The 18,023-nt window shown below is 60.1% G+C and carries 17 protein-coding genes; 9 read left to right on the top strand and 8 right to left on the bottom strand.

The features are described 5' to 3' along the window. Positions 1–17: 17 nt before the first annotated feature. The 3 genes from AS189_RS20705 to AS189_RS09510 form a co-directional block, all read right to left on the bottom strand. Positions 18–1,109: a DUF2156 domain-containing protein gene (locus tag AS189_RS20705; protein ID WP_237760054.1), complete on the bottom strand. Its 1,092-nt coding sequence runs from the start codon at positions 1,107–1,109 to the stop codon at positions 18–20. Positions 1,110–1,741: 632 nt separating this feature from the next. Then, positions 1,742–2,680, bottom strand: coding sequence for a rhomboid family intramembrane serine protease (locus AS189_RS20700; protein WP_062287989.1), 939 nt, complete (start codon positions 2,678–2,680; stop codon positions 1,742–1,744). 66 nt (positions 2,681–2,746) lie between these two features. Continuing rightward, positions 2,747–3,520, bottom strand: coding sequence for a phosphatase PAP2 family protein (locus tag AS189_RS09510; protein ID WP_237760026.1), 774 nt, complete (start codon positions 3,518–3,520; stop codon positions 2,747–2,749). Between the two features lie 132 nt (positions 3,521–3,652). Here AS189_RS09510 and AS189_RS09505 point away from each other — a divergent pair, with 132 nt between their 5' ends. Beyond that, entirely contained in the window at positions 3,653–4,339 is a 687-nt protein-coding gene (locus AS189_RS09505) for a response regulator transcription factor (protein WP_062287983.1), read from the top strand. A 53-nt stretch (positions 4,340–4,392) separates the two neighbouring features. Here the strand turns inward: AS189_RS09505 and AS189_RS09500 are convergent, their stop codons facing one another. After that, positions 4,393–5,805, bottom strand: a complete 1,413-nt coding sequence (locus tag AS189_RS09500) for a sensor histidine kinase (protein ID WP_082634197.1) — start codon at positions 5,803–5,805, stop codon at positions 4,393–4,395. Between the two features lie 173 nt (positions 5,806–5,978). Here AS189_RS09500 and AS189_RS20225 point away from each other — a divergent pair, with 173 nt between their 5' ends. After that, positions 5,979–6,314, top strand: a complete 336-nt coding sequence (locus AS189_RS20225; protein WP_062287977.1) for a hypothetical protein — start codon at positions 5,979–5,981, stop codon at positions 6,312–6,314. 112 nt (positions 6,315–6,426) lie between these two features. On the opposite strand, the gene AS189_RS09490 is transcribed toward AS189_RS20225, so the two are convergent. Then, positions 6,427–7,623, bottom strand: coding sequence for an IS110 family transposase (locus AS189_RS09490; protein ID WP_062287975.1), 1,197 nt, complete (start codon positions 7,621–7,623; stop codon positions 6,427–6,429). 390 nt (positions 7,624–8,013) lie between these two features. Between AS189_RS09490 and AS189_RS09485 the strand changes: the two genes are divergently transcribed. The 7 genes from AS189_RS09485 to AS189_RS09455 all read left to right on the top strand — a co-directional run bounded on the left by AS189_RS09485 (position 8,014) and on the right by AS189_RS09455 (position 14,813). Continuing rightward, complete coding sequence (locus AS189_RS09485) at positions 8,014–9,330, top strand: alpha/beta hydrolase (RefSeq protein WP_062287971.1); 1,317 nt, start codon at positions 8,014–8,016, stop codon at positions 9,328–9,330. A 99-nt stretch (positions 9,331–9,429) separates the two neighbouring features. After that, complete coding sequence (locus AS189_RS09480; RefSeq protein WP_062287968.1) at positions 9,430–10,167, top strand: ABC transporter ATP-binding protein; 738 nt, start codon at positions 9,430–9,432, stop codon at positions 10,165–10,167. Beyond that, a complete protein-coding gene (locus tag AS189_RS09475) occupies positions 10,164–11,066 on the top strand; it encodes an ABC transporter permease (protein WP_062287965.1) in 903 nt (300 codons plus the stop codon). The genes AS189_RS09480 and AS189_RS09475 overlap by 4 nt, the downstream gene beginning before the upstream one ends. Further along, on the top strand, positions 11,059–12,030 hold the full coding sequence (locus tag AS189_RS09470; protein ID WP_062287962.1) for an ABC transporter permease: 972 nt from the start codon (positions 11,059–11,061) through the stop codon (positions 12,028–12,030). The genes AS189_RS09475 and AS189_RS09470 overlap by 8 nt, the downstream gene beginning before the upstream one ends. 1 nt (position 12,031) lies before the next feature. Next, complete coding sequence (locus tag AS189_RS09465) at positions 12,032–12,592, top strand: hypothetical protein (RefSeq protein WP_062287959.1); 561 nt, start codon at positions 12,032–12,034, stop codon at positions 12,590–12,592. Positions 12,593–12,708: 116 nt separating this feature from the next. Further along, positions 12,709–13,587: a DedA family protein gene (locus tag AS189_RS09460; RefSeq protein ID WP_082634196.1), complete on the top strand. Its 879-nt coding sequence runs from the start codon at positions 12,709–12,711 to the stop codon at positions 13,585–13,587. Positions 13,588–14,300: 713 nt separating this feature from the next. Next, positions 14,301–14,813: a CPBP family intramembrane glutamic endopeptidase gene (locus AS189_RS09455; protein ID WP_160320814.1), complete on the top strand. Its 513-nt coding sequence runs from the start codon at positions 14,301–14,303 to the stop codon at positions 14,811–14,813. Between the two features lie 214 nt (positions 14,814–15,027). On the opposite strand, the gene AS189_RS09450 is transcribed toward AS189_RS09455, so the two are convergent. The 3 genes from AS189_RS09450 to AS189_RS09440 form a co-directional block, all read right to left on the bottom strand. Next, positions 15,028–15,582 carry a DUF6262 family protein gene (locus AS189_RS09450; protein ID WP_129587224.1) on the bottom strand — a complete coding sequence of 185 codons (555 nt, stop codon included), beginning with the start codon at positions 15,580–15,582 and terminating at the stop codon, positions 15,028–15,030. Further along, complete coding sequence (locus AS189_RS09445) at positions 15,579–16,859, bottom strand: tyrosine-type recombinase/integrase (protein WP_062287951.1); 1,281 nt, start codon at positions 16,857–16,859, stop codon at positions 15,579–15,581. Before AS189_RS09445 ends, AS189_RS09450 begins: the two co-directional genes overlap by 4 nt. Before the next feature lie 122 nt (positions 16,860–16,981). After that, positions 16,982–17,623 (bottom strand): hypothetical protein, encoded by a 642-nt coding sequence (locus tag AS189_RS09440; RefSeq protein WP_129587223.1) that lies wholly within the window; start codon positions 17,621–17,623, stop codon positions 16,982–16,984. Between the last annotated feature and the right edge of the window lie 400 nt (positions 17,624–18,023).

Here is an 18,023-nt window from a genome sequence, read left to right as displayed (position 1 = left end):
GGTGCAGTGGAGCGGTTTCATTGCTGAACCTCTTGCAAGCACGGGGTGGGGTGAGCAGTGTGTGAGCCGGCGCTGGGTTGAATGTCGGTTCTTTTGCTGCTTGTCCTGGTGGGGTGGCGGATGATTTTTCCGGCAAGGCTGAGGCTTTGCAGAAAGGAAACGTTGGGCAGGTAGGCGCGGCCGATGGCGTTGGCGATACTGGGCAGTGCTGCAGCGTCGGGGTAGGTCATGAAAAGGGGCTCATAGCGTGGCCGGAATTTTGATTTGAACAGCAGCAGGGACGTGAACCCGTAGACGGGTTCAAGGAGGGTGCTAAGTCGTTCGAGTAGCCGGTCCAGTCCTGCCCTTTGCTGGTTAGGGGTGATTGCTGCTTCCTCGGTGCTGTGGAGTTCGATGCGGGCTAGGGGTGCGCCTGAAAGGCTGAGGAATTCGTAGCCGTCGGCTTTGAAGGATAGGGCGGCTGAGGCGATGAGGAATTCGATGCTGGCACGGAAGCCGGTGGTGCGCCGTCGCATGAAGTCCAGGGTCCAGCCGATGACGGCACCGTCCCGGTAGACCGGCAGCCAGGAAGTGAGGGCGTGGACGGTGTGCTGGTCATCGATGGCCAGCAAACAGCGTACTTCTGGGTCGTTGAGCTCCTCGAGGCCACCGAGCGTAAAGCCCATTTCTGGCATCCGCTTATCGGCGACCCATTCTTCGGAGATGGCGTGAATTTGGTCGGCAATGGCCAAGGGAGCCTTAGCATAGGACACCCACTGGGTGTGGATGCCTTCATTGGCCGCTTTGTTCAGTGCTGTGCGAATGTCTTGGAACTTCTTGCCTTTGAAGGACAATCCCGGCAGGTCCAGAATGGTTTCCTGGGCTACCTGTACCGATCCCCACCCAAGATCCACGGTGACCTCCTTGGTGTTCTGGGGTACGGAGTAGAAGCAGGGGGTCCAACCCCTATCCGCGGCGTGGTGGGTGAACTCCTCGATCGTGGCGCGTAGTTCCGCAGGCGGTCCCACAGGAGGGCCGAGTGTCAGTGCGATGCCTGAAAGGACCCGGTAGGCAATGAAGCTGTTGCCGGAACTGGAGAACCAGTAGCTGTTCCCGTTCCACTGTGTCATCCACGACAGCGAAGAACCCTCGGTGGCCCTGAGGATGTTCCGGGCACGATCCGAATCGGCACCATGGATATTGTGGGCTGGTCGCAGAAAGGATCCGAGGATCATGACTGCGGTGATGATCCAAAAGGTCGTGCCGACACCTTCGTAGAGGACCACGGCGGCACCACTGTGGGGGAAAAATGCGGGCGGAAGATCCAACGTAAAACCTAGGGGGAGGAACCGATCGGGCAAGTCGGCCAGCAGCTCCGGGAGCGATGGAACAGGTGTGAACCCCGGCGCCAGAGCCAGCCCCACCGTCACATAGATCGCGGACAGGATTGCGGCGGTGGCCAGCACAGCCTGGGTGAGATGGCGGTAGGTTTTCGGTGGTGCGCTGACGTGAAACAGTCCCCGTGTCGCCAGGAGCAGAACCAGCAACAGTATCGGCAACAGAAGAGGCAAGATCAGGCTCACCGGATGATGAAAGGCGGCCACATCAATGGCGCCCAACCCTTCATTGGGGGAATTGTTTGGCCCGGTGGGGGTCAGCGCTGCGGCGATGTAACTACCGGCGAGGATGGCGAGGGCGCCTTGGATGATCATGGCCGCGTACCAGGCGAAGCGGCGGCCGCGGCGCAGCCCGTCAGCGACCACTAGCAACAACACCGACGGAAGGATTGACATGAAAATGCCGCCAGCACCGGCACGCAGTTGCATCTGGGCTGCAGCGCAGTCCCCGGCTTGGGCGGGGTCGGTACACAGTGCTTGCAGGGTTTGCGGATCCACGGCCTGGATGTTGGTGAAAAGGTACCGCAGCACGGCCAAGGGCCGACGGCGTGGGGCAGCAACCCGGCCAGGACTGGCCCTATTGCGGAGGTGGCCATGATGAGGGCGATCAGGACCCTGGCCTCACGGCGGGAGGTGACCGGAACACCAACGCGGGGGGCTCGTCCTAGCAGCAAGGGGCCAATCACTACCCCGATGGTGGCCGCAGCGAGCCTGATCAGGTCCGGGAAGGAACCACTGTAGAAGGCCAGCAGAATCAATACCGCGAACATCGTGAGCCGGAGCCGACGGCGCCACAGCGTCCCCAACGTCGCGGTTGCCGCCAGAGCCGCACCGCACACCAGTGCCGAGGGCCCCAGGAAGGCATGGGTCAACAGTTCCGCCGACCAGCTGCCCATCAGATTCCGGCCAGCATAGACAATGCCGATCGCAACAAGGATTCCCATCACCTGGGTCGTGAGGCCGGCGACAGCAAAATGGACGCTGCCCAACCGGCGCTCAGCCGGAACTCCTACCAGGAGCAATACGACAGTCCCGATCAGATATCCGCCCAGTCCACGCTCCCAGAACGCTCCCGTAGCGAGTGTCCACCATTGCCCCGGCAGAGAAGAAGGGGTGACAACCATCGCCGAACGCAGAGGTCCGCGAAGTCCGGTCAGGACGGTGCCCGTCAGCAGCCCCGGCACCCACAAGAGCACCAAGAAGATCACGGTGACCGGGGAATGAATCCACGTCTGCCACCACGCGGTTCGATGGCCAGCATCCGACTCCCAGAGCCGATCCTTGGACTGCTCGTGTACCTTCACTGCCGTCCCTCAACTTTTCCTTGTGTTCTTGTTCCGAAACCTGTGGTGCCTTGAGTATCAAGGCAATCAGGGGTGGTCCTTGGCCGTTTGCTGCTCCGTGTGCCGCCCGTCCTGATTGAGTTGACCCGGGACCGGGTCGGGCGTGCGGTTCCTGGTGCCGAAGCGGTGGGCGATGAGGTTGTTCCAGACAGGCAGCCAGGCCAGAATCGCGGCGCTGGCAATGAAGACTGAGGCGATGACATCGCTGGGGTAGTGCACCCCCAGATATAGCCGGGTGAAGGCGACGACGGCCACGAACACGGCCCCAACGGCCATTGTCACCATTTGGGCCCGTGGGGTGCGGGCTACGACGAGAACGAATGCCCAGACCAGGGCCACGGCGAAGGCTGTGTGTCCGGAAGGGAAGCTGTCCATGCCGTGTTCGGGGATCAACGCCTGCACGGCATCAGAAGGTGGCCGAAGTCGCTCTACGATGCGTTTGCCCACTTCCGAGGCAAGCCAGCCGATGCTGACCACTGAGACGAATGTGAGGGTGCTGGCCAGGTTACGGCGCGCCACCGTCAGAATCAGGCAACTCGCCAGCACGATGATGACGGCGCCGGCAGGTCCCAGGCCATAGTGGATGGCCAGTGACAGTGCTGTCAGGGCAGGGTTGCGGTCCTGTGCCAGTGCCGTGTCCACACCGAGTTCGGCTATTTTGGGCCCTGAGCCCTTGATGGCCATCCCGGCTGCAGCGGTTACTGCGAAGACTAGCGAACCCACGAGAAGCCACAACCAGGAGCGAAAGTACCTCCATGGATACGGTTCGGCGGATCGTTGCTCGTGCGAAACGATCATCATGGTCTTCCTGACTTTGTACGGGCTGAGGATCACAGCATGACAGGGTGTTCCTGAGAGCTGACTGAGGAACCGTGCTCTCAGTTACTTCTCAGCTTCAGCCGGGCATACTGCTTGTACGCGGAAAGGACACAGATGCGCATCCTATTAGTGGAGGACGAGACAATGCTGGCCGAGACGGTTCGCCGCGGCTTGACGAATGAGGGCTTCATTGTTGAGGTCATCCACGACGGGGTCAGTGGATTGTGGGCCGCAACGGAAAATCCGTACGATGTGATCATTCTGGATCTGATGCTGCCCCTGAAAAATGGCTACGACGTGCTCAAGGAGCTGCGCGGGCGCAAGATCTGGACACCGGTGATGATGCTCACGGCCAAAGACGGCGAATATGATCAAACCGACGCCTTCGATCTGGGCGCTGATGACTACTTGACCAAACCGTTCAGCTTCTTGGTCTTAGTCGCTAGGCTGCGGGCGTTGATCAGGCGTGGAGCCCCGGAACGGCCAGTGGTCATGACGTTGGGGACCTTGAGGATGGATCCGATGAACCGCAGCGTCCACCGCGGTGCTACGGCCATTTCCTTGACGGCGCGCGAATACGGGCTGTTGCAATTTTTGATGCGCCGGCACGACCAGGTCGTCTCCAAGGCCGAGATTCTCGACAATGTTTGGGATCCTGCCTTTGACGGCGGTGACAACGTGGTGGAGGTTTACATCGGGTATCTGCGGCGCAAAATCGACGCCCCGTTCAATCTCTCCACCCTGGATACGGTCCGCGGCATGGGATACATACTCAGCGCAGACCGCCCCAGCGACTCATAAGACCCCCACGGTCGGTCTCACCATTTCTTTGGCTGCAGGAAGAAGTGACCGGCTCAGCTCGTGGTGCACGGTGGCAGCAGTAGCTCGAAGCGGCACTGCCCGGCAGGTGTTTGGGACGCCGTGATCGTGCCGTGGTGGGCGGTCATGATGCCTTTGGCGATGGCCAAGCCCAGTCCGCTGCCGCCGCTTTCTCGTGAGCGGCTCGCATCGAGGCGCACGAATCGTTCAAAGATCCGGGCCCGGTCGGTCTTGGGGACAGGGTCGCCGTCGTTGTCGATGAGCACACGCACCCCGTCCGGGCCGGAGGACAGGCTAACGGTGATGCTGGACTGGGCATGGCGGTTGGCGTTCTCGAGTACATTCCGCAGTACCTGCCCGAGGCGGCGTGCATCGCCGGTAACCTTGGCGGGGGTGAGACTGGCGCTGATGGTGTGGGGGCTCAGGGAGCGAAGCCTGCGAATTTCTGCATCCAGGACATCGTCGAGGTCCACATCCTGGGTCAAAATGTGGGCACCATCATCGTTGGCTTTGGCCAGGGTCAGCAGGTCATCGACGAGGTAGCTCATCCGTGCCGTCTCCCCGCTGAGCATTCCTTGGAGCTCGTGCCACATTTCACCGCTCGGGTCCGCGGCCGCGATTTCCAAGCCGGCACTGATCGTGGCCAGGGGGCTGCGTAATTCATGGCTGGCGTCGGAGACAAACCTGCGCTGTTCACCGTCGGAGACTTGGAGCCGGTCGAGCATGGTGTTCATGGTCAGGGCCAGTTGGTGGATTTCATCGTTGGTGGCCGGCACCTCCACCCGTTCGCTGAGACTTCTGGCATTGATCCGTGCCACCTGTCCCCGAATCCTCTCGACCTGCCGCAGGGACCTGCCCACCAAAATCCACACCGAACCCCCGACCACTATCAGGAGCAGGGGTGTGGCCCCGAGCATGAACGACGCAACTGTACTCACGGTGTCCGCCTGGACCTGGACGGTCGAGGCGACCACGACGGTGTAGACGCCCGTGCTGGTTTGCACTCCGGTGGCGACGATGAGGAACTCATCGGTGTCGCCGATGCTTTGAAGACTGGACACTGTCTGGCCCAACGTTTGGCCCGGTCTAGGACGCAGTTCCGAGAGCACTGTGGTGCCGACGGATTTTTCCGACGACGCCACCACCACGCCGTCAGGGCTGATGATCTGAACGTACTGGCCGCTGTGCGCGGTGTTATTCAGGGCTTGCCCGGCCTCGGAGACGTCTTGGCTGGTAATCAACGCGGCCACATCGGCTGCCTTGGCTTTCGCCGCCCCTTCAGTGGTCGCGATCAGGGATTTTTGCAGCAGAAATAGCAACAGCAGCCCTCCAACGAGCAGGGCAAGGGCTACGACGATGACGGCCGTGGCTGTGGCTCTTTTGCGCACGCCCCAGAGGTGCTTCCCTTCGTGGTGTGGCGCGTGTCTCCGCAGGAGGCGTGGGTTCATGGTTCCACTGTGCCCTTGCCGGTGTCGTTTGCACAATCGCCGGATCCGTCTTCTCAGCCTCCCCATAAGGAGCCTCAGCGTCCTCTCAGGGCCGAGCTGGCACAGTGGAATCATCGCCACCCAGCCAGGATGGCAGCGGATGTCGCAGAGATCCGTGAGGAAAGGAAGCAGCAATGACCAAAAGTTCGGAAACGACTCTCAAGGCTCGGATCGCCAGGATGGACATGAAAAAGAAGGTACTCATGGGTGCGGTCGGTGTCATGGCCTTGGCCGGGCTTGGCGTTGGAGCAGCCAGCGCAGCCACCCCTGTACCCGCACCACTGTCCTCCTCAAGCCAATCGACCACCGATGTCTCAACGCCCGGCGACATCCCGGATGTCCCCGGTGCCACGGAGGCCACGGATCCGGCGGATACTTCCGGTGCAGCCGAGACACCGGGCGACACCGGTCCCGACGTCCAGCAAACCGGAGACCACACAGACCCCGCCGACCTGCCAAGTTCCCCCTAAACCGGCAGGGCCACTGGCTCAATCGGCTGGTCCAATGGCCAGGAACCAGGAAGGAGGCGCCACTGAATAACCACACGTGGCCCGCACTTGGGGGGTGCCCCTATGTATTTTGTCAAGCAGCTTTTAGCTCCGGAAGATCGTAAAGGGTTTTGTCTCGAAGCAGGGCGAAGAGGACTGTGAGTCGGCGGTGGGCTAGTGCGATCAAGGCTTGGTTGTGGCGTTTCCCTTGGGCGCGTTTCCGGTCGTAGTAGGCGCGGCTGGTGGGGTCGAATCTGATCGAGGCGAAGGCCGAGAGGAATAGTGCTCTTTTCAGGCGTTTGTTCCCTGAATGGCTGACGCGTTCGGATTTGATCGAGGTACCTGACTGGCGTGTTGTTGGCGCTAAGCCTGCGTATGAGGCCATGGCGGCGGCGTTAGCGAAGGTTTTGCCGGAGATCTCGGCAATGATGATCGCTGCGGTCCTGACGGCGACCCCTGGCATGGATGTCAGGACCGGGTAAAGAGGGTGGGCCTCGACCATTTTCTCCAGGTGAGTGGCCACATCGCTGCGTTGGGCATGCAGGGAGATCAACTGATTGGCGAGGTGTGGGATCACTAGTGCGGCAGCGTCGGTGCCGACCACGATAACGCTCTGTTTCTCCAGTGCGGCAAGGATTGTCGTTGCCCACGCGGTGTGGCGTCGGGCTCCGTGCTTCTTGAGTTTCGCAGCGATCCGCGCTTTGCCGGCCTGCCTGAGTTGGGTCGGTGTGGGCCAGGTCGCGAGGACTTCAAGAACGGCGTCGTGATCCAACCAAGGGCCAATGACGCGTTCCAGGGGTGGGTGAATCTGGGTAAAGAGCCCGCGGATTCGATTGCTCGTTTGCGTGATCTGGCGTGCCAAGTCCAGATCGAAACCGGTGAGCATGGCTAACGTGGCTTCGTCCTCGTCAGCGACCTCGATGCTGCGCAGGGTGTGAGGCATGGTGCGGGCCGCGTCCGCGATGATGAACGCATCCTTCTCATCGGTTTTCGCCGATCCCGGGTACATGTCCGCGATTCGACGCATCGATAACCCGGGCAGGTAGGCCACCGGGATACCCAGGTGTTGAGCGAGTGCGACGGCTAACGCGCCGATGGTCGCTGGCTGGTCCACGACAACGAGAACCGTGCCCTTGGCGCTGAGGTCTTGATAGACGGCGGTGAGTTTGGCTTCGTCGTTAGGAAGCGTTCTGTTCCAGATTTTCGTGCCATCTTTGGTAACAGCGCAGGCCCAGTGGTCGGTTTTGCCGACATCGAGGCCTAGAAAGATCTGCACGTCATTAGTGATCATGGCTAGTGCTCCTTTGAACTAGTTCTTGTTCAAGGCCGACCAACCGCCGGTAGCAAAGTCTTACATCCACGTTATGACAGGCGTCCATATTTTGGCGCCGCGCCCCTAATCAGCAATCACCTCGCTGCCATCCCAATCTCGGTGGCAACACCCCCCGGATCATTGGATAGACAGGGGCAAGACACCATGCCGAGATTGGTCGGCCGACAATCCCTATGATCCTCTTTCTAGGGACTATCAAAAAGATAACGGGCTGCCGCAACGAATCAGAATGGCCCGGACAGGATCCCCCGTCCTGTCCGGGGCATTCACCCTGACACCAGCCCATTTTTCAGCCTTCAGGATGCCGGACGTCATACCCTCCTCTACTAGCCACTGGAAGCGATTGCCATGGATATCATTTCCACTATTGATCTGATCTCCGGCCCGTTTCCGGTCTTGCTGGCTGTTGTGGCGTGTGCATCAGGGGCGTGGCTGATGCTGCGCCGTCGCCGCGGATGGATCCTCAGCGTAGGGTCCGCTGTAGTTCTGGCCGCCGCACTGGCTTGGGCCATCAACTGGTACGTGGTCCATATAGCCGGGCTGAGCGCCTATGACCTGCCCCTTGAGGTGATCGCTTGGATTGGTGTCGCACTCTTCGCCGTGCTCCTCATGGTGCTTAACCTCGTCCGCAGTCGCCGATGGCGCAAGGCCTTGGCCCCGGTAGCCATGGCTCTGGTGGTTGTTGCCGTCGCCGCGCAAATCAACCTCTACTATGGCGCGTACCGCACCATCGGTGATGTCACAGGCGCCAGCACAGCGAACATCGCACCCTTGGTACGACCCGGGCCCAAGACATCATCAGGGCATAGCCTCATCGTTGCGACCACTGGCCCGGTGGTGAACCATTGGGTGAAACCGGCTGGGCTGGCAGGAACCGGCACGGTGAACTCGGCGCAGATCCCGGGCCACGTCTCCGGCTTTACCGGCCGGACCGCCTACGTCTATCTGCCTCCGGCCTACCAAGCCACGAATCCACCGCTGCTGCCGGTGTTGGTCCTCATCCCGGGACAACCCGGGTCCCCGGCCGACTGGCTCAAGGCCGGCCAATTGCAGCAGGTCATGGACGCTTTCGCCACCTCTCACCAAGGACTGGCCCCGGTCGTCGTGATTCCAGATGTAAACGGATCCGCCTCCGGGAACACCATGTGCATGGACTCGCGGATCGCCAAGGCGGACACCTACCTCGCCGTGGATGTCCCTGCCTGGATCAAAAGCACACTCAACGTTGATCCGAACCCGCAGTACTGGGCCATCGCCGGATTCTCCTTTGGTGGCACCTGCGCGCTGCAAATGGCCACCCTGCACCCGAAAACATACCCCTCCGCCATTGATCTCAGCGGTGAGGCAGAACCGGCACTCTCAGCCGACCGGAACGCGACCATCAACACGGCATTCGGCGGCGACACGGCAGCGTTCAACGCCGTCACCCCCCTGGCGGTGATGGCAAAAAGCAGGTACACGGATAGCTGGATGTTCCTCGCTGCAGGTGCGCAGGATGGTCGCTTCACCGGTTACATGCATCAGATTTCCGCAGCAGCCCGGGCGGCAGGGATAACTGTCATGACGTACAGCGTGCCAGGCGCTGGCCACTCATGGGAGGTGCCAGTGAATGCCATGAACCCGGCGCTAACCTGGCTGGCACCCCGGCTCGGACTGGCCCCATAACACCTCAAAAGCTGCCCGCCGACGGATTCCGGGGTCCGGATCCATGGATGGGCACTCTCTCAGCTTCCTCTTAGCTTGTGGCACGTAGGCTCCGGTGCTATGAGCAATGATGCGATTGCGACAACGGGCTTGGCCAAGCGGTACGGTGCCCAGCAGGCACTGAACGAGCTGACCCTGTCAGTGCCCGTCGGCGAGATTTTTGGCCTGCTGGGCCACAACGGGGCGGGAAAAACAACAATAGTCAATATCCTGACCACACTGTTGGAACCCACCTCGGGAACGGCCCTGATCGGTGGCCATGACATCAGGTCGGCAGCCAACCAGGTGCGCCGCACCATCGGGTACCTGCCCGAGAACGTCCAGTTCTATGACAATCTCACGTTGGGTGAAAACCTGAAGTTCTTCGCCCGCCTCTCAGGCATCCGCACTCCAGGGACGCGGATCCGGGAGGTACTCGGCTTTCTGGACTTTGCCGGCCATGAGGGCCAGCGGATGAGCACCTTCAGCAAAGGCATGCGTCAACGCGCGGGCATCGCCCAAGCCATCCTCCACCAACCCTCCGTGCTGTTCCTGGACGAACCGACCTCCGGGCTGGATCCACAGGGCGTAGCAAAACTGCGTGAGATCATCATTTCCCTGAACACCGAGCTCGGCATGACAATTTTCATGAACACCCATCTGCTCGCGGAAGTGACTAAGACGTGCACCAGCATCGGTATTCTCAGCTCCGGTACCCTGATCTACCAGGACTCCGTTGCCGCCACCCTCGAGTCCTTCCCTGGCCAGGACTCGTTGGAGGATATCTATCTACACATTGAAGCCGGTCACCGGCCATGAACCGATGGACCGCCGTCATCGGCCAGGAGCTCCTCTGCACTGCGCGTGAGCGGCTCCCTCAGTTGTTGCTGGCGGTCTTCGTAGGAATGATTGCCGCGTCGGCGTTCATCGGATCCTCGGCGCGGGCGAGCGTGACGGGGGTCTACCGTGAGGTGCTCAGCCAGGGCCTGACCACGGCACCGAACCCCTTTGATACGTTCTCGCCACTGTATTACGCACGCAATACGGTGATCTATATTGTGCTCATCGGGGCACTGCTGGCCATTGTCATCGGCGCCCGCTCCACTTTGAGGGACAGGCAGGCCAGAACAACAGATCTAATACTCTCCCGGGATGTCCACACCTCCTCCTATTTGGGAGCGAAACTCACTGGTTTGGCCTTATTCGTTCTGCTGTTGCTGGCGGCCGCGACAGTGATTAACATCGGATGCGTCAGCGTCGTCACTGGCCATATTCTTTCCCTAAGTGACGGCGCACGGATCGCTGGCCTGTACGTCCTGGCGTGGTTGTTCATGGTCCCGTTCGTGGCACTGGGCATGCTCGCCGGCCTCTACTCTTCCTCGGCCACGTCGGCACTGCTCATCCCGATCGTGCTCTGGAGCGTGATGGTTTTCATCCTGCCGCTGTTGGGGACCGCGGCCCATCCTGTCTCCCTGCTCAACCCCGTCGCCGCGCCGCCAGCAGCCCAGACCGGATTCTTCGCCTTCACGAGCAGCCTGCTTGGCCCGCTGTCTGTGGGCGAGCAATTCAAGCACGTCAGTGCACTGATCCTCACAGACCCGCAGGCCACCGGCACCATGACCGGTGGCTTCCTGACCATCAGTGCCTTCGCCGTGGTCGCCTGTATCGCCGTCGCCTTGACCCGGCGGGACCGGATGAGGAGCGAACTCCATGACTGAAGTACTGGTCCTAGCCCGCAAAGAACTCACTGATCTGCGCCGCAACCGGTTCATGCTCGTGCTGTTCATTTTCCTGGCCGTCGCCGTCGTCTTGTCCGTGGTCGTGGCCGCTGCGGATTTCCGGCTCACGATCGCCGACTACAACCACTACGTCGATGCCCTGACAGCGGCAGGAAGTGCCGCCACAGCCCCGGCCCCGCAACTCTTTCCCCTACAAATGCTCCGAGGCGGGGTCGAGTACCTGGAAATCATCGGGAGCCTGTTCGCCGTCGTCCTGGGCTATTCGATCATCACCAAGGAAAGAGGTCGGGGCACGCTTCATCTGATCTTTAGCCGACCCCTAGGACGGTATGCCTTCGCGGGAGGAAAAATCCTCTCGCTGGCCCTGCTCTGGGCAGTTACCGTGACTGGCCTGTTCCTCGTTGTCACCGTCACCTTGCTGCTGGTGGGAAACGCGCCCCTTCAAGGCAGCGACTACCTCCGCCTTGCTTTGGCGGATGCCCACACCATCGGCTACCTCATCATGTGGTCACTGCTGGCCATGGCCCTGGCATCGTTGACCCGGCGCACCGGCACCGGATTGATCTTGGCCTTGGTTCTGTGGCTCATCATTGTCCTGATCATCCCCCAAATCGGGGACACCATGGACCCTGACAACCAGATTCCCGGCGGCCTGTTCGCAAGCCTGCAAGTCGATAAATCCCATGAACAATCCGTCATGGCCCACTTCACCGGCTACGAAACGACCCGGGACCTCATCGAACAAACCTCGGTAACCAAACACTACGAACGCGCCACCTTCGCCTACCTGGGCATCAAGATCGACTACAACCAACAACCCCTGGGATTTATCTGGGCCGGCACCTTCAACAACACCCTTTGGCTTCTGGCCGGGCTGGTCATATCCGTCAGCGCAGCACTGCTGACCGGTACCAAGAAAACTATTCTCCGAAAGGTCCCCTGACATGAAAACCCTCCACCGCTGCGCCAGCCTGTTGGTCGCGGCACTGATCACTCTTGGCTCCCTGGCCGCCTGCGGCTCAAGCACACTGCCCAACCAGCCGGTAGGGACAGCCTCAGCTGTCACTGTTCTTCCCGTTCCCACGAACCCGATGAAGACCACAGGCACCAAGCCAGGGCTTACTGTCACCGGGGCGCTGGCGGAAAACAACGTCGATCCCCAATCCAAGGCGGCGGTCCCCGACCGGCTGCAATTCGATCTCACCAACACCAGCACAGCACCCATGACAGGGCTAGAGGCCTATTACACGATGAAAGACACCACCACGGGCAAAACCGAGTCGTACTATCAAAAGCTCGACGGCATCACGCTCGCCCCCGCTCAGAAGGAAACCGTGTACTTCGACAACGGGACCAGCCCCGGCCACTACCCGGAAAACAAATACAGCATCTACCGAAACTCAACCAACCAAGTCATCATCACCATCACCGCAGCCGCCACCGGATACGTCCCCGCAACAGGGACAGCCACCAAATCAGCCGGAACAGGAGAAAAGGTCGACTAAGCCACGTCCACACTTGCACGTCGCCCTTTCAAAGACTTCGGGCAGAGCTTCTCAGGTTCCTCTTAGCGCCTTCGTGGAAAACTGGAATAGACCGGACAGGGAAGGTAAGAATAGTGATGAACACGATCATTGACACGATCCTGCAGGTGACCCCTGGGGTCGCCTACCTCCTCATCACTGCGCTGGTCTTCGCCGAAGACGCATTGTTCATCGGCTTCATTCTTCCCGGAGAAACGGCCGCAATCATCGGCGGCATCCTCGCCAGCCAGCAGCGCCTACACCTGTGGCTCATCACGATCCTGGTAATACTTGCAGCCATCATCGGGGACACCGTCGGTTACGAGCTTGGTCGGCACCATGGGCCACGGATACTCAACCTCAAGTTACTGCGCAAACGGCGACAAAAACTGGACGACGCCCGTGATTTCCTGGCACGACGAGGCGGAAAAGCAGTCTTTCTGGGCCGCTTCACCGCCTTCTTCCGAGCCGTCATGCCCGCACTAGCCGGCCTGTCCCATATGCCGTACCGGCGCTTTTTCATCTTCAACGCCGTAGGCGGCATCATCTGGGGCGCCTCCGCAGTCCTGCTCGGATACTTCGCTGGCAACGTCTACCTCACCCTTGCAAAAACTATCGGCCACTCAATCACTTTCGCGATGCTCAGCATCACCATCCTCGGACTCATCACGTGGCGCATTCGAAAACAACGCATGCACCACACGGAACAAAAGCTTCAATCGACTCTGGCGAAACACCGGGAGAATTCATCTGCCTTGATTCTCACCCATGAAGCCACCATGCCCTCCAGCGAAACATACCCATCAACCAACCATCCAGACGCGCCCACAACCACCGATCTCGCCAGTCCACTTGAATACTTCGTTGTTCAGCCATCGCAGGAGCAGAACTGTAACCTTGTCACCAAGAAATCCAGCATGATCGAACATCAAAGTCCTCGCCGATGTGAGCGAGATCCTCAGCCACACATGAAATGAACTGATTCCCGTCAATCTGCGCGTGGCTTGTGAAAAGTGAAATATCCGTCGCTATGCTTTAGACGGTTGCCGCAGCGGACAGTATTCTTCAGGTTAAATCCGATTTGCCCGGCGTGACACGTCGAAAATGCCCGGCACTGCACCGCCAAGGTCAAATAGCGATTCTGACTGATCCCTGTGCTGTCGATGCCCGTGGTTGAGTAAGTGTTCGGCCCATGGCCGCGCAATTGCCGAATTTCGCTTGCACACCGCCTCGGCTGGGCACAGCTATCATTTTCCTGGCAGACGGCTCTTCCTCAAGGCAGCTAGCAAGATCCTCCGAACAACGTCAGCCGGCCTTACGTGCATTTCCGTCCCATCTTCTATCAAGACACGACTACACCACGGTGGAGTTCCCGAAGGGCACTAGTGAGTTTGCAGCAGATTAAGATTAAGCTGGTCCGTTTAGGGACCAGCTTGGCATGGATACTGGCCCCATTTTTGGCGCTTCCAGCGTTCGTTGGTCTGGGACTGCTGATTCACATCCCGCTAGCCGCTCTCCCGGGATCCACGTCAAACCGGAGGACCTCGGTTCAAGCATCTCGATGGCGCTTGTCTTTATCGTGGTCTCCCCCTTGCTAGTCATGGCACTTCAACTTGGATCCAATAAGGATGCAATGTCGAACGGCGACCTAAAATACGGAGTGCGAAAAACCGTTCGCGTATTTCGATCCGTGGCAATCGCACTGGGCGTACGCAAGTACACCCGTTCCGAAATCTCACAGCTACTTGTCATCTGCGTAGCAACCATCACAGTCTTTGTCGCTTTAAACAATTGGCTCTCACACCTTCCACTCCCGGCAGGCTGGGCCGCGTCACCTGACGACGATCGTTTGCTCGCAATTGCACAGGCTACGCCATTCATCCAGGCTGTCCACGGATTCTTCCACGCCCCACTCTGGGAAGAGACGCTCTTTCGTGGTCCCATCGCGCTAGCGGTTTTCGCCGTCAATAGTGGTGCTACGCGTAGATACCTCAACAAGACTCTTGGGCTCGTGATCTTGGTAGTCATATCTCTCGTCAGTACCCTCACTTTTGGACTTGCACACGCACCCTACAACGGCCTTAATGTGGTTCTAGCCGGGGGTTTCGGAGCGGTGGCGGCCGTCACTACCATCCGGTACAGATCGATACTGCCAGGGGTACTCATCCATGCCTTTTACAACGCGATGGTGCAGATCGCCTGAGCAGCGCCCTGGCGAGGCCGTTCATGTTCACCGGCAACGGGTCTGCCCCCGACAGCCTGAATTCATGCGCTAGGTATTCAAACGGCTGCACTCATGGCAGGGCAAGAGAATGGCATGAGTGCGAATCTTCCGCCAGTTATCCACAACACCCGCACCGGTTCAGGTCTTTAAGGCTCAGGCCCCGCCACGAATCCAAGCTCTAGGGCGCAGCAGTTTAGGCAATCGTCCCTCGGCGTTCGGCGGTGAGGTCGTCAAGCAGGTCATCAATGCGATGGCTGAGTGTCTTAACCTGCTGAGTCAAGAGTCGGTTATTCTCGGTGAGCCCTTCAAGTTCAAGGTTCTCAGCAGTCGTCAGGGAAGTTTCTTCCGCTGGATCCGCCGCACAGATTTGTTCCCCGAGACAGTGCTCATGCCGCTTCTTCAGTTCGGCAAGATCTTGGCGGAGCCGTTTGATGGTCTGATGCGCCAGCGCTATTTCCGTCTGAAGTGCTGTTCGCCCGAGGGCGCCGTTCGTCGGGAGTTTTTGTCCTGGGGTGCGGGCATCGGCCTGGGTCTGGCGGGCGGCTTCGAGCTGGTGCAGAAGGGTCTCGTGGGAGTAGATGAAGTTGCGGCTGACGCCTGCGGCACCCGCAACGGCTGTGATGCTGATGAGTGTCCCGTCCAAGAGAAATCTGTTGATGGCAGATGCCGTGGCGGCCTGTTTTCTGTCGGCTTCCCGCTGACGAGCTGCGACCATATTTGCGAACGGGGCGCCCTCCATTCTTGTCATGATCGATCCTTGACGGTCAGAGGGAGGTGCTGGCCCGGTCGCGCTATTAGCCGGGATGTTCGCAGGATGGTTGCCGCCTCGGTGATTGCCTGTCTGTCGGGTTCTGGCAGGAGGGCAAGGTCGGTGCGCATGCGGTCCACGATTTGCTTGAAGTCGTCTACTTGGCCGTCAAAGTTCGCGATGGCGTAGGGCGGGGCGTTGAGGCGGCGGGCTTGGGCTGCGTTGGTTTTCAGCTCCACGAGGTGTCGTTCGATATCGGGAAGGTAGGAGGGATCTGGGCGGTAGAACGTGCATCCGGAGCATTGAAAGCGGATGGGGCAGGCGTTGCCGCCAGCCTTGACGTTGGATGGCTCGGTGCACCCGCCGTAGGGCACTGCGATGGAGGCGAGGCCGCGCCGCCCGGGTGAGAGGCCTATTTTGTCGCCGTTTCGGTCATAGGTGAGAGGGGCGAGGAGGTTTGCAGCGGCACGTTTGCGGGTGTCGTTGACTTGGTAGTAGCCCATGGTGGTGCGGACGTCTTCGTGATCGAGTAGATCCCGAAGTTCGTCCGGGGCGGTTCCGTTGTCGACATGTCTCTGGGCATAGGAATGGCGGAAATCGTGAGGACGGACCTCGTCAAAACTGAAGTCGACCGGGACGCCGTGGAGGTCTTTGATGGGCCCTTCCATTGTCGGGACGTCGTGGATAAGCCGCCGCAGGGCGCCATAGAGCAGTCCGTAGCTGGCGCACGTATCCGTTCTGGTGGGCTGTGGGCTGGGAAACAGCCATTGGGATTCAGCCACGGGACCGTTGATCCTACTGTCGAGCCAGTTGGTGATGGCCTCAGCGGTTTCCTGTTGAATTGCGAGTCTGCGGTTCAGCCGTCCTGCTTTGTGGTTGTCATAGACAAGTATCCAGTCGCCGTGCCGGTCGCGCTGGAGACAGCCCCGGTGGAGACTGACCACTTCGTTGGGGCGTCGGCCTGTGTCGATGAGCACGGCCAGCATGGCTATGGCCATGTCTCTGTTGCGGTAGGGGGTGAGGCCTTGAAGATTGTTGCGCAGATGTGCGACGGCGGCCACCGGCAGCGCCCGGCCGTGGTCGTTGTCCTCACGGTAGGTGCGGAAGTGGGTTGGGGGTTTGTGGAGGCGAGGGTTGTAGCTGAAGGCGCGGGGAACGTGGTCCCAGATGCTGGTGCGGTGCCCGGATTCCAGGATGTGTCGCCAAAGACGGAAGACGCCCTTGGCACCGCCGTAGTTGGGCCATTGCTGGTTCATCACGTTGATGATCGCGCTCATATGGGAGGGCCCGAGAAGGCGTGGATCGTGTCCGCGATCGGAGCAATGCCGGGCGAGGACTTCCGATGCTAGGACAGCGATGCGGTATCCGGTCAGGACATTCCCTCGTGTGGGCAAGATGGTCAGCAGCCAGTTTCGGTAGCCTTCGCGGAGCCAGGGCTGCGTAATCCGGGACAGGTCCAAGGGGGCTTCTCAAACATTTCCCGCCTGCTCGAGGCCGTCGTGCGCAGGTTGAGGTCGTTGAGGTAGATCAGGTTTTCACTGTAGAGATCGTAGCCCTCATGGCGGCGTTTCTGCTTGACAAGGACTTCGCGGATGAAGCGGTACACCGACCGGCTGTTCGCGTTGACCGTTCCTGCAGTCCGCTCGATGGTGGCAAGGAGGGATTCGGAATTCCACTTGGCGCCTTTGTTGATCAAATTCCGATAGGTCCTGACCTGCAAGGGCCCTTGGTGGAGGTCGAGGTGAGCCTGGATGACGTACCGGATTTCGGTTTGCATTCGCTGACTCAATCGGCCGATCCTGAGCATGTACGGAGGGTCCACGGGGTCCGATAGCCATTGGAGGGCACTCTGCTCGTCGAGGATCTCTCCGCGGCTGCGTCTGGCAGCGAGCTGGTAGCGGTGGTTCGAGCACAGACGCAGGTCAACCCGGGGGTTGTCCGCGCTGATCGGGCACCCCGCGGCAGCGCAGGGTAAGAACGCGTTAGGTACGGAGGTAGTGGACTTGAGCCAGGCTTGGACGTCGTCATGGCTCTTATTCACTTTGAACAGGGCGTAATGAGGCCGACACAAGCCATGGCTGACTTGATTGCGGCCGCAGCGGATTCCGTCACGCGCGAGAACGCAGTCCCTCTGGATGGGAGGGCCTTGCCCGGCTTTTGGATCTCCAGTGGCGGCAACTCTTGGCTTCTCACCGTTTTGCCGGCAGCTGTGGCATGTCCGTTGGGCGTCCAGGATAGTTGGGCACCCGGTCCGTGAGCAGGTTACGACGGAAAACCTGCCAGAATCCGGCAATGGCGCCAGAATTCCGGTATTTGCATCCCATTCCCCCGCAAGCCAGTCGGAGGGAAGCTGATCTTCCAAAAAAGAGATCCAGCAGCGTTGGTCCGGCTGGGAATGCGGCTTCAGTGGCGTAACGCGGGCGGCACCGGACGCGCTTTGG

Origin of the sequence: Arthrobacter alpinus (assembly GCF_001445575.1) — a bacterium.
GTDB lineage: Bacteria > Actinomycetota > Actinomycetes > Actinomycetales > Micrococcaceae > Specibacter > Specibacter alpinus_C.
The sequence above is the reverse complement of the archived record's forward strand: the minus strand, read 5'-3'. Positions and strand labels throughout refer to the sequence as shown.